The following is a 12,472-nucleotide window of genomic DNA, read 5'->3' as shown; positions in this document are numbered from 1 at the left end:
GCAGGTATTGCCTGCGTGGATACCACCCCGTCATTGCGAGCAATCGTAGACTGCGTGGCAATCTCATGAAATAATACTCCTGAGATTGCTTCGTCGAATTACTACGTAATTCTTCTCGCAATGACGAAAAAATCGATCCATGCAACAATGCCAACCCACATCAAACCAACTTCTTTAACTCATAAAGCAATTCAAGTGCTTCTTTAGAGAATAGTTTATCAAGGGTCGATAGTTCTAAATTGTTCATCTAATTTGTTGCTTATAGTAGTTTTATTAGGCTCAAGATTAAACAAACTCAAATTATTTGATTCCGTCGATAAGATATTTTTCCTTTACCGGTAGCAGTTTTCTCAAATTTAAGCAGAATCTGCTCGGCTCTATTTATAACGCTGGCAGGGAGTCCTGCTAAAGCTGCAACATGAATACCATAAGACCTATCTGCTGCACCTGAGATAATATTATGTAAAAATAAAATATCTTTACCCGATTCCTCAATAGCAGTAGTATAATTTTGTAAAGCCGGCAGAAAATTACTCATAACAGTAAGTTCATGATAGTGCGTTGCGAATAAACAACGACATTTTAGCTTATCATGGATATATTCAAGCACCGACCACGCTATAGATACGCCGTCGTAAGTGGATGCACCTCTACCTACCTCATCAAGGATGATTAGTGAGTTTTTTGTAGATTGAGCAAGAATTGCCGAGGTTTCAAGCATCTCAGCCATAAAGGTTGATTGCCCCTTAATTAAGTCACCAGCAGCGCCTATTCGGCTAAATATTTTATCGACTACTCCTATTTTGGCACTTTTTGCCGGCACAAACGAACCTATTTGAGCGATGATTGCAATAATGGCGTTTTGACGCAGATAAGTACTTTTACCAGCCGGTCGTGCCTCCGTATTGCAGTTTAGAGTAAATAGTCTATAATCCTCAAACAGTAATAAGAGAGAATTATAGTTAAGGAGTTATGGCAAAAATAGATGTTAAGTGTAGATATTGTAACAACACAGAAGAAGTAATAAAGTCAGGATATTCAATTTCAAAACAACAGAGATATCAATGCAAGCGGTGTAATCGATATTTTTAATTGGAGTATATTAATAATGCATCTAAGCCTGGAGTTAAGGAGCAAATAGTAGAAATGTCAATCAACGGCTCTGGAGTTAGAGATACAGTAAGAGTATTAAAAGTGGGTATCAATACAGTTATCCGTGTTTTAAAAAAATCTAGTATTAAAAAACAATAAATCATTCTATCAGTACAACAGAAGTAATTATTGCTCCTGAGATAGATGAACAATGGTCTTATGTACAGAATAAATCCAGACAACGATGGCTTTGGTATGCTTTGGATAAGATTTCGTTAAAAGTAGTTGCTTATACGTTTGGTACAAGATGTGATAGCACATTAGAATCATTACTGAAAAAACTAGAGAATTTCAAGGTGACTTTTTACTATACAGATGGATGGGGGAGTTATGCTAGGTTATTAGACCCTAAAAAGCATATTATCAGTAAAAAATACACTCAACGGATAGAACGAAGTAACTTGAACCTTAGAACGAGATGCAAGAGGCTTGCACGTAAGACAATCTGCTTTTCCAAGTCATTGGATATTCATGATAAGGTTATTGGTACTCTTATTGAACGTATAGCTTTTTAATAGGCATAACTGCAATATGGAGGCATGACCAAGCAAGGTAGAGAAAGAACATTTAGCTTACAGAGATAAAGTAATAAAAGGAATTAGAGAATATAAAAATTTTGATGAAGGTTTAAAAGCATGGAAAATTAATAGCGGCTATCATCAAAGGTCAAGGGTTGAATCGTTTATGTTTGTAGAAGTCAAGATTTAATCTCACAGACATTATAAAAATTATATCTGAATGTCTGATAAGTTATGACTGTCAGATGAGTATTCAAGATATAAGATTTCGTTATTCTTTTCAACAGCTAACTTTTTACTATCCATAAAAGTCTGCATAGGTGTTTTTCCATAGCAATATTTACCGGAATGCGGTCTTTCATTATTATAATATTCTAGCCAAATATCAAGATCTAGTTGTAGATCATCAAGATCAGTATAGATCTTTTTACGCATAGCAGTATCAAAGAATTCTTGTTTCATAGTTTTATTAAAACGTTCACACATACCATTTGTTTGAGGAGAATATGCTTTAGTAGTAGTATGCTCAATACCCTCAATGCTTAAGAACAATTCAAAAGCATGATGTTCTATATTACCTTTATACTCACCACCTCTATCAGTTAAAATACGAAGTACTGGTATTTGCTGACTCTCATACCATGGTAACACTCTATCATTAAGCATGTCAGCAGCGGTAAGTGCTGTTTTATCAGTATATAGTTTAGCCTCTGCAACCCGAGTGTAACTATCAATAAACACTTGAGAATATACCTTGCCTATGCCTTTAAAATTACCTACATAATATGTGTCTTGGCATCCTAGATAACCTGGATGCTGTGTATCAATCTCACCATGAGCTTCTTTCTCGCTACGCCGTTTCTCTAATACTTGTAACTGAGCTTCGGTAAGAACAATACCATCCTGAGCCATTTTGGCTTCTAATGCTTTAAGTCTTTTATTGATATTATTTAAATCATTACGTAGCCAAATAGATCTAACTCCTCCAGGTGATACAAGAATACCAGTCTTTTTAAGCTCATTTGATACTCGCAGCTGACCATAAGCGGGGTATTCTATTGCCATATCTAATACTGCTCTCTCTACGGCAGGATCAACTCTATTCGCTATAATTGGCTTCTTCCGACTAATCTCATATAATGCTTCTTCTCCTCCTGTTTCATATAACTCTTTAAACCTATAATAACTGTCTCTACTGTAACCCATAGCTTTATATGCTGACGATATACTACCAAGACTCCTAGCTAATTCTAGTAATCCTATTTTTGGCTTTATTATTTTTTGATTTAGATTCATCTCTAATCCTCCATTTAATATTATCTTAATTTTACTAAATGTAAGATTAAATCTCAACTATTACACTTTATTTTTCGGTATTACAAGACTTGCTAAATAATTAGGCTCAGCTGAAGCAATCAAATTCTCTTCAATTATAGTGCCTGGGGTTATAATACGTGTAACGTCTCTTGTAACTACCGCTTTATAGCCTCCTCTATTTTTGCTTCTTCAGGAGTTTCAAGCTGATCTCAAATAGCAACTTTATAATTTTCTTCGATTAGCATAGTTAAATAATTCTCAAGAGCATGATAAGGCGCACCTCACATTGCAATTTCTTCTTCACCGTTTTTATCTCTTTCGGTTAAGGCAATACCAAGTACATTGCTGGCTCATATTGCATCCTCATAGAACATCTCGTAAAAATCACTCATTCTAAATAGTAGTAGACAATCTAAATGAGCAAATTTAATGTCTAGATATTGCTGCATCATTTTTGTTGCAACGTCATAATTATATTTTTGTTTAAACCCTTGAAGATTCATATTTTACTTAATAAGCTTATAACGTGTAGCTTTTCCTTGTCCAAGACGCTCTAAACGTTTTAAATTAGATAATTTTTTTATTATAGACTCAACTGTTCTCTCAGGAAAACCAAGTGCATTTACAGCATCTTTACGACTAAACTCGTTAATTTCCTTTGTATTAATCCAATTCCACATCATTAGTTGTTTTGCAGATAATAAATACTCTATATTGTCATTTTTAATTATTTGTAATGCCCTAGTACTTTGTGACTTAACCACATTTAGAAAAAAATCAACCAAGTGGTAATATCTTCTGATTTTGTCTTTCATGTAGCTTGAGTTTTATTAAGTGCCATATAATAATCAATTTTATTTGCTTCAATAATGTGTTCATGAGAAATAATCTGAACAAACAAATAACCATGTTTTAAAAGCAATAAATTAGTTAGTAATCTGCTTGTTCTACCATTTCCGTCCTGAAATGGGTGAATTGCTAAATACTCAAAAATAAAATTAGCAATAATGATTAAAGGGTGCTTAGTTTTACTATCAACCGTCCAATTGTACCAATCTATTAACTCCTGCATTTCTTTTTTACTAGATAAGGTGGAGTTGGATCAAATATTGTACCGACTACATTACCATTATGATCTTTTGCTTCTACTGCTTCTACACGATTTGATCCAAATTTATAATTTCCTTTATGTCTTGCGTCTTTTTCACTATGAACCAACATATCATTATGTAACTTTAATATAAATGATTCCGTAATACTAATTTCTTCATAATTATTAAAGATAAATTCAAGACACTTTAAATATCCAACTATTTCTTGCTCATCACGAGTCTTAAATTTTTTAACACTTAGATTTTTATATAAACTTTCGACTTGCTCATCAGTAAGTTTATTACCTTCAATACGATTGGAGGAGCCGGTTGAAGTGATAATTACTGAACGTGTAAGACGATCTAGTGTTTGAGGTAAGATTTGTCCCGTAATATACCAACTATTTTTTACTCCTTCAATTTCAGAAATTTTTGTATAAATTTCTTCAATTACTGAAGGATTAAGATTTAGTCTTTTATGTATACGAAAATCTTGTAGATTCATTTCACTATTTTTACATGAGTACTATGTGAAATAATGTTAGATAATGTGAGTAAAGTCAATATATTCTTATTTTATTTTTAATAATCTAACGTTATGTCTACCGCCTTCAAATTTAGTGGTTAAAAACTTATCTATAATATCAAACACTATTTTGTGATCTATGGTTTTTGCTCCGAGTATTAAGATATTAGCGTCATTATGAGCTTTAGCGTTTTCAGCGGTTAATATATTATGGCACAAAGCTGCTCTTATTTTCGAGCTACGATTAGCGGCTATAGACATACCAATTCCTGTATCACTAATTAAAATACCGATAGGAGCTGATTTTTCAATAATAATATCTACTACTTTCTTAGCATAATCAGGATAATCAACGGTTTGTGTATTATTTGTTCCGCAGTCATAAACCTTTAAAGATTTCTGCTCTAAATAATTGATAATTTCAGACTTAAGCTCATAACCTGAGTGATCACTAGCTATGACAATATTATAAGTTTTCATAGTTAATTTTTTGATGGAAAATAATGATAAAAATTATATACTATGTAAGATTTGTTTTCTAATGTAAATAATAGTTTTGTTAAATATATGAAATATCCTGTTGCACTTAGTATCGTTATATGTTTTTGTTTAGTTGCTTGTGTTGAACAGCCGCCTGCTCCAATTGAGTATAAAGTAGGAGATGTTACTGCAAATAATAATTCTACCGAATTAGAACACGATGAGGGGTTGATAGTTCAAAGAACTATGGAAGACGATTCCGTATCAGAAAAAGTTAGCGGTAGACTTGAAGAACCAAAGGCAAAAATTATAGAAGATGATAATGATGATATTGAGATTCCTATATCTCGGAATGAAGATGAAGAAGAGATAGAGCAGTCAAACTTTGTAAAACCGTTAAACGGGGTAATTATTACCGAGTTTAAAGCCGGTAAAAGTAAAGGGATAGATATTGCCGCTAAAGAATATAGCGAAGTTAAATCGATAGAGGCAGGAACGGTAATATATTCAGGTTTTAATAAACAATTCGGTAATTTAGTAATAGTTAAATTAGATAAAGACGATTTAGAAGTAGCATATGCGAGTTTAGACGATTTGTTACTTAAAAAAGGTGATAAAATTACTAAAAATAGTATTATCGGACATGTAGAACATAAGTTATATTTTGCGATGCGTAAAAACAAAATAGCAGTTGATCCGAGTAAATATATAGAATTTTAAATGGAAGATTCTATTACTCTTACTAAATACGGTGAACCTCAAAATGTTATAGTAAGGAGGAGTGGTAAAGCTAAAAATATAGCCATACGAATTACGCCTAAAGGTGCAGAGCTTGTATTACCTCTTAAGACAAAGCTAGAGAAAGGTCATAATTTTCTGTTAAGTAAAGAATATTGGGTTAGGCAAAAATTACGCCGTAATGTAACTGTGATACCAAAGGATGAAGATAAGATTTCTATTTTGGGAAAATCTTATGAAATAATACATCTTGATTCGTCTAAAAATCAGATAAAACTAAATGATTCTACGTTAGAAGTATATTGTAGTACGATACTAAAAACTTAGTATAGAAGTATTCCTTAAAAAGACATTATTAGCAGAAATAAAAATAATAGTAGAGAATATATCTAAAAAACATAATTTGACTTATTCCAATATTAGAATAATGGAAAATGTTACTCGCTGGGGAAGCTGTTGTAGCAAAGGGAATCTTGCTTTTAATTGGCGAGTAGTTTTTGCTCCCTTTGAAGTACTGAAATATTTAGTAGCTCATGAAATGGCACATTTAAAAGAAATGAATCATAGCGAAAATTTTTGGGAGCTAGTTGAGGATATATATCCTGAATACCAACCGGCAAAATTATGGCTAAAAAGAAACGGTAAAAATTTATATAATTATTTGCCATGAGATGTCATCCCGCGGCTTGTTCGATGTTGCCTGCATGGATACTTAATCGTCATTGCGAGGAAAAACTGTAAGTTTTGACGAAGCAATCTCAGGAATATTATTTCATGAGATTGCCACGCAGCCTATGGATGCTCGCAATGACGAGGTGGTATCCACGCAGACAACGCACTTCCGCGGGAATGACATCCTAATAAAAATAAAATACCTATTTATGAGGATAGAATGAATAACACCACAAAAAGAGCAACAGTTCCGGCACTTGAAGAAATCTTATACGAGCCTATAAAAGTGTTGGATCACGGTTTTATTAGAGTTATCGATTATATGGGAGATGATAGTGCTATAGTACAAGCAGCACGCGTATCTTACGGTAAGGGTACGAAGCAGCTAAATCAAGATAAAGGGCTGATAAACTACTTGCTTCGTCATTATCATACTACTCCTTTTGAGATGTGCGATATCAAGTTCCATATTAAATTACCGATATTTATTGCAAGACAATGGATTAGGCATAGAACAGCTAGTGTTAACGAATATTCGGCAAGATACTCTATTTTAGGCAACGAATTTTATTTACCAGAACCGGCAAATATTGCTTCCCAATCTGCCGTAAATAAACAATGTAGGGAAGGGGATAGCTTACCGAAAGAAGTGGCTGAAAAGGTTCTTGCAATTTTAGAAGAAGATGCTAAACAGTGTTACGGGCATTATAAAGAGCTAATGAATGCCGATGAAGATGGTAATATTATAGATGAGAATACCACAGGAATAGCAAGAGAGCTTGCCCGTATGAATTTAACTTTAAATTATTATACGGAATGGTATTGGAAAATTAATTTACATAATTTACTTCATTTTTTAAGGTTACGTGCCGACCCTCACGCACAATATGAAATTAGAGTTTATGCTGAAAAAATGCTTGAGATAGTCAAAGCTTGGGTTCCTTTTACTTACGAAGCTTTTGAGGAATATCGTTTGCAGGGAGCAAATATTTCACGTAAAGGTTTAGACGTAATCAAAAGAATGATAAAAGGTGAAAAAGTCACCCATGAAACTAGTGGTATGACTAAAAGAGAGTGGGAAGAACTAATGAAGATTTTTGGGTAATGGATACTCGATGAACTTGAAAAATTGGCTACGTCGTTCTACAAGTTCTGCGGTGCTCACGTATTAAGTATACGCTCCGCTCCTCGACTTGTGAACTCCTTGCTCTTTTCCAAGTTGATCTTCGTATCCCAACTCTTCATTTCGTAGGAATGACATAGAGTTACAACAACCATAACGGAATTTGATAAAAAGGAGTATTTTGAGTGAGAAATATTATATATTTTATACTATCACTATTGTTTAGCTTTACCAGCTATGCGCTTGAAACAATAAATATTGAGCATGGGCGAGCTGATCCGACGCCTATAGCGGTCAATAAATTTGATGCCGATAATTCTGCCGATGATGTATTAGGTGGTGATGTGGTTAGAGTTATCTCTAATGATTTAAAACTTTCGGGGTTATTCCGTTCTATTTCCTCTGCATCTTTTATAGAAGAGAAGACAGGAATAGAATATAAACCGCTTTTTTCTGCGTGGCGTCAAATTAATGCTAGCCTTTTAGTAAACGGTGAAGTTAAAAAACTAGAAAGCGGTAAGCTTAAAATTAGCTTTATATTATGGGATACGTTGCTTGAAAAACAGCTTGCCGGCGAAATTCTTGAAGTACCGGAAAATTTATGGCGAAGAGCAGCACATAAAATTGCCGATAAAATTTATGAAAAAATTACCGGTGATGCCGGTTATTTTGATACTAAAATAGTGTATGTATCAGAAAGCGCTTCTTTACCGAAAATAAAAAGAATTGCTTTGATGGATTATGACGGCGCTAATCATAAATACCTTACCAATGGAAAGTCCCTAGTATTAACCCCAAGATTTGCTCGTTCAGCGGATAAGATTTTTTATGTTTCATACGCAACTAAAAGAAGAGCCCTTGTTTATGAAAAGGATTTAAAAACAGGTAAAGAAAGCATAGTAGGTGACTTTTCCGGTATATCTTTTGCTCCTAGATTTTCACCAGATGGTAGAAAAGCTGTAATGTCGATAGCTAAAAACGGCTCGACGCATATTTATGAAATTGACCTTGCTACTAAACGGCTTCATAAATTAACTGACGGATTCGGTATTAATACCTCCCCTAGCTATTCACCGGACGGTAAAAAAATTGTGTATAATTCTGATAGAAACGGTGTGCCTCAATTATATATCATGAATTCGGACGGAAGTGACGTTCAGCGTATTAGTTTCGGTGGAGGTTCTTACACTGCTCCTAGTTGGTCGCCTAGAGGAGACTATATAGCATTCACTAAAATTACTAGAGGAGCTGAAGGAAAAACCTTTAATATCGGAATTATGAAAGCATGCCCCCAAGATGATGAGAACAGTGAAAGAATAATAACAAGCGGATATTTAGTCGAAAGCCCTTGTTGGTCGCCTAACGGACGAGTTATTATGTTTGCTAAAGGTTGGCCGTCGAGAGCTAAAGCTTCGGGGAAAAATAAAATTTTTGTAATTGACCTAACGGGTCATAATGAAAGAGAAATTATAACACCGGCGGATGCTTCTGATCCTGAATGGTCAGGCGTGCTGAATTGATTTTTTTGTCATTATTGTCATTGCGAGTGACTAAAGGCGTTGTTGCACGGCTCAAAAAATGCCCTCGGTGTCATTCCCGCATGGATATCTAATCGTCATCCCCTCGCAAGGCGTTGTTGCGTGGAGATTAAAAAAAGTCAATATAGCGCTTAGTGTATAAAAATAATTGGTCGTGCCTCCGTATTGCAGTTTAGAGTAAATAGTCTATAATCCTCAAACAGTAATAAGAGAGAATTATAGTTAAGGAGTTATGGCAAAAATAGATGTTAAGTGTAGATATTGTAACAACACAGAAGAAGTAATAAAGTCAGGATATTCAATTTCAAAACAACAGAGATATCAATGCAAGCGGTGTAATCGATATTTTTAATTGGAGTATATTAATAATGCATCTAAGCCTGGAGTTAAGGAGCAAATAGTAGAAATGTCAATCAACGGCTCTGGAGTTAGAGATACAGTAAGAGTATTAAAAGTGGGTATCAATACAGTTATCCGTGTTTTAAAAAAATCTAGTATTAAAAAACAATAAATCATTCTATCAGTACAACAGAAGTAATTATTGCTCCTGAGATAGATGAACAATGGTCTTATGTACAGAATAAATCCAGACAACGATGGCTTTGGTATGCCTTGGATAAGATTTCGTTAAAAGTAGTTGCTTATACGTTTGGTACAAGATGTGATAGCACATTAGAATCATTACTGAAAAAACTAGAGAATTTCAAGGTGACTTTTTACTATACAGATGGATGGGGGAGTTATGTGTAATAGTTGAGATTTAATCTTACATTTAGTAAAATTAAGATAATATTAAATGGAGGATTAGAGATGAATCTAAATCAAAAAATAATAAAGCCAAAAATAGGATTACTAGAATTAGCTAGGAGTCTTGGTAGTATATCGTCAGCATGTAAAGCTATGGGTTACAGTAGAGACAGTTATTATAGGTTTAAAGAGTTATATGAAACAGGAGGAGAAGAAGCATTATATGAGATTAGTCGGAAGAAGCCAATTATAGCGAATAGAGTTGATCCTGCCGTAGAGAGAGCAGTATTAGATATGGCAATAGAATACCCCGCTTATGGTCAGCTGCGAGTATCAAATGAGCTTAAAAAGACTGGTATTCTTGTATCACCTGGAGGAGTTAGACCTATTTGGCTACGTAATGATTTAAATAATATCAATAAAAGACTTAAAGCATTAGAAGCCAAAATGGCTCAGGATGGTATTGTTCTTACCGAAGCTCAGTTACAAGTATTAGAGAAACGGCGTAGCGAGAAAGAAGCTCATGGTGAGATTGATACACAGCATCCAGGTTATCTAGGATGCCAAGACACATATTATGTAGGTAATTTTAAAGGCATAGGCAAGGTATATTCTCAAGTGTTTATTGATAGTTACACTCGGGTTGCAGAGGCTAAACTATATACTGATAAAACAGCACTTACCGCTGCTGACATGCTTAATGATAGAGTGTTACCATGGTATGAGAGTCAGCAAATACCAGTACTTCGTATTTTAACTGATAGAGGTGGTGAGTATAAAGGTAATATAGAACATCATGCTTTTGAATTGTTCTTAAGCATTGAGGGTATTGAGCATACTACTACTAAAGCATATTCTCCTCAAACAAATGGTATGTGTGAACGTTTTAATAAAACTATGAAACAAGAATTCTTTGATACTGCTATGCGTAAAAAGATCTATACTGATCTTGATGATCTACAACTAGATCTTGATATTTGGCTAGAATATTATAATAATGAAAGACCGCATTCCGGTAAATATTGCTATGGAAAAACACCTATGCAGACTTTTATGGATAGTAAAAAGTTAGCTGTTGAAAAGAATAACGAAATCTTATATCTTGAATACTCATCTGACAGCCATAACTTATCAGACATTCAGATATAATTTTTATAATGTCTGTAAGATTAAATCTTGACTTCTACATATTTTTTACTCGTAACTTTAGCTTACTAGCGATTCTTGATGCATGGGCATAATCCGGTATTCTTAAATCCTTATATAATGGACTGAGAAAACTGGACAGAAAAAATAGTACTCAAGTTTCCGAAATAAGTTACAATAAATAGGTAAAACTTAGGAGGAAAGATGAAGAAAAATAAGGTTAGGATTTTCAGTAGTGAAGAAAAGACTAAGGTAGTATTAGAATTAATAAAAGAGGATGCTACCTTAAGTCAATTAGCATCAAAATATGAGATAAGCTCCAAGACAATTCAGAATTGGAAAAAGCAGTTTGTTGCTAATGCAGCTCTAGCTTTTGAGCCAGCTAAAGTTTTGAGTGAATATCAAGAACAAATTAGTGATCTCAAAGAACAAAATGATGAACTAGCTAAAGCTCTTGGGAAAGCTACGGTGGAGAGGGACTGGGCTGTGGGAAAGCTAAAAAGCTTGGACTTATCAAATAGAAAGAGTCTTGTCCAGTCCAAGCTAGATCAACTACCAAAGACAAGACAATGTGAGTTGCTAGATATTAGTCGCTCTACAACATATTATAAAGTTAAACCGCTTAGTGTAGATAAATTAAGTATCTTAAATAGAATAGATGAAATATATACAGATAATCCCGAATTTGGTTATCGTTATATTTATCATCAGTTATTAGAGGATGGTTTTTCAATTGGCAGAGATCGAGTATTAAAATATATGAGGATGATGGGAATAGAAGCCATTTATCCTCATAAGAGAAAGTCTACTTCTGTAAAGGATAATGAGCATAAAGTATACAGTTATTTACTTGATCAATATTGGACTAAATCTAGAACAACAAAAACAGTACATGTACCTAATGTCAATGAGGTTTGGAGTGGTGACATTACTTACATTAGAACTCATGATGGCTTTATGTATATGGCGGCTATTATAGACTGGCATAGCAAAGCTATATTAAGTTATAAATTATCCAATTCTATGGATGCAACTCTTGTTACTGATGTCTTGAAGGATGCCCTTAATAAATATAATGCTCCAAAGATATTTAATAGTGATCAGGGTAGTCAATATACTAGTCATGACCATATACAGATACTAAAAGATAATAATATTCAAATCTCAATGAATGGAAAAGGTCGAAGTATTGATAATATCGTAATAGAGAGATTTTTTAGGACTATAAAATATAACTGTATATTTATTAATGATTTTAAAAATATTAAAGAACTGAGGATAGGTATTGATAATTATCTGTATAAGTATAATTATCAAAGATTTCATTCGGGTATTGGTTACAAAAAACCTATGGATGTTTATCTGAATTATACGCAAAATTATTATCAATTAGCTGCTTAACAATATAATAAAAATAGGAAACG

The 12,472-nt window shown here is 33.7% G+C and carries 13 protein-coding genes and 4 pseudogenes; 10 read left to right on the top strand and 7 right to left on the bottom strand.

Annotated elements, in window-relative coordinates; translation table 11 throughout:
• Positions 1–160 precede the first annotated feature (160 nt).
• Positions 161–889, bottom strand: a pseudogene (locus tag AC0ODJ_RS07450) (MutS-related protein); the annotation flags it as partial.
• Between the two features lie 83 nt (positions 890–972).
• On the opposite strand from AC0ODJ_RS07450, the pseudogene AC0ODJ_RS07445 reads away from it, so the two are divergent.
• A pseudogene (locus AC0ODJ_RS07445) lies at positions 973–1,667 on the top strand (IS1 family transposase).
• 213 nt (positions 1,668–1,880) lie between these two features.
• Here the strand turns inward: AC0ODJ_RS07445 and AC0ODJ_RS07440 are convergent.
• The 6 genes and pseudogenes from AC0ODJ_RS07440 to rpiB form a co-directional block, all read right to left on the bottom strand.
• Positions 1,881–2,966, bottom strand: a complete 1,086-nt coding sequence (locus AC0ODJ_RS07440) for an IS481 family transposase (RefSeq protein WP_121834048.1) — start codon at positions 2,964–2,966, stop codon at positions 1,881–1,883.
• Positions 2,967–3,032: 66 nt separating this feature from the next.
• Positions 3,033–3,490 (bottom strand): annotated as a pseudogene (locus AC0ODJ_RS07435) (MutS N-terminal domain-containing protein); the annotation flags it as partial.
• A 3-nt stretch (positions 3,491–3,493) separates the two neighbouring features.
• A complete protein-coding gene (locus AC0ODJ_RS07430; RefSeq protein WP_256621217.1) occupies positions 3,494–3,802 on the bottom strand; it encodes a hypothetical protein in 309 nt (102 codons plus the stop codon).
• Positions 3,799–4,059 (bottom strand): Fic family protein, encoded by a 261-nt coding sequence (locus tag AC0ODJ_RS07425; RefSeq protein ID WP_256621218.1) that lies wholly within the window; start codon positions 4,057–4,059, stop codon positions 3,799–3,801. The genes AC0ODJ_RS07430 and AC0ODJ_RS07425 overlap by 4 nt, the downstream gene beginning before the upstream one ends.
• The gene (locus AC0ODJ_RS07420; protein WP_256621219.1) at positions 4,047–4,583 is read right to left on the bottom strand and encodes a Fic family protein; all 537 of its coding nucleotides are present in this window, start codon (positions 4,581–4,583) and stop codon (positions 4,047–4,049) included. Before AC0ODJ_RS07420 ends, AC0ODJ_RS07425 begins: the two co-directional genes overlap by 13 nt.
• 66 nt (positions 4,584–4,649) lie before the next feature.
• Positions 4,650–5,084 (bottom strand): ribose 5-phosphate isomerase B, encoded by a 435-nt coding sequence (rpiB, locus tag AC0ODJ_RS07415; RefSeq protein WP_474465561.1) that lies wholly within the window; start codon positions 5,082–5,084, stop codon positions 4,650–4,652.
• Between the two features lie 51 nt (positions 5,085–5,135).
• On the opposite strand from rpiB, the gene AC0ODJ_RS07410 reads away from it, so the two are divergent.
• The 9 genes and pseudogenes from AC0ODJ_RS07410 (at position 5,136) to AC0ODJ_RS07370 (ending at position 12,449) form a co-directional block, all read left to right on the top strand.
• Positions 5,136–5,804 carry a murein hydrolase activator EnvC family protein gene (locus AC0ODJ_RS07410; RefSeq protein WP_474465559.1) on the top strand — a complete coding sequence of 223 codons (669 nt, stop codon included), beginning with the start codon at positions 5,136–5,138 and terminating at the stop codon, positions 5,802–5,804.
• A pseudogene (locus AC0ODJ_RS07405) lies at positions 5,805–6,492 on the top strand (M48 family metallopeptidase).
• Between the two features lie 222 nt (positions 6,493–6,714).
• Positions 6,715–7,599: an FAD-dependent thymidylate synthase gene (gene thyX / locus AC0ODJ_RS07400; RefSeq protein ID WP_218460345.1), complete on the top strand. Its 885-nt coding sequence runs from the start codon at positions 6,715–6,717 to the stop codon at positions 7,597–7,599.
• Between the two features lie 203 nt (positions 7,600–7,802).
• A complete protein-coding gene (tolB, locus tag AC0ODJ_RS07395; protein WP_218460346.1) occupies positions 7,803–9,137 on the top strand; it encodes a Tol-Pal system beta propeller repeat protein TolB in 1,335 nt (444 codons plus the stop codon).
• A 250-nt stretch (positions 9,138–9,387) separates the two neighbouring features.
• A complete protein-coding gene (locus AC0ODJ_RS07390) occupies positions 9,388–9,507 on the top strand; it encodes an IS1 family transposase (RefSeq protein WP_121834047.1) in 120 nt (39 codons plus the stop codon).
• Positions 9,508–9,666, top strand: a complete 159-nt coding sequence (locus AC0ODJ_RS07385; protein ID WP_474464717.1) for an IS1-like element transposase — start codon at positions 9,508–9,510, stop codon at positions 9,664–9,666.
• Positions 9,663–9,905, top strand: coding sequence for an IS1 family transposase (locus AC0ODJ_RS07380; protein ID WP_474465841.1), 243 nt, complete (start codon positions 9,663–9,665; stop codon positions 9,903–9,905). Before AC0ODJ_RS07385 ends, AC0ODJ_RS07380 begins: the two co-directional genes overlap by 4 nt.
• Positions 9,906–9,965: 60 nt before the next feature.
• On the top strand, positions 9,966–11,051 hold the full coding sequence (locus AC0ODJ_RS07375; RefSeq protein ID WP_474465632.1) for an IS481 family transposase: 1,086 nt from the start codon (positions 9,966–9,968) through the stop codon (positions 11,049–11,051).
• Between the two features lie 201 nt (positions 11,052–11,252).
• A complete protein-coding gene (locus tag AC0ODJ_RS07370; protein ID WP_474464651.1) occupies positions 11,253–12,449 on the top strand; it encodes an IS3 family transposase in 1,197 nt (398 codons plus the stop codon).
• The last annotated feature ends 23 nt before the right edge of the window (positions 12,450–12,472 follow it).

The organism is Rickettsia senegalensis (genome assembly GCF_056135685.1).
This window is presented reverse-complemented; position numbering and strand designations above follow the sequence as displayed.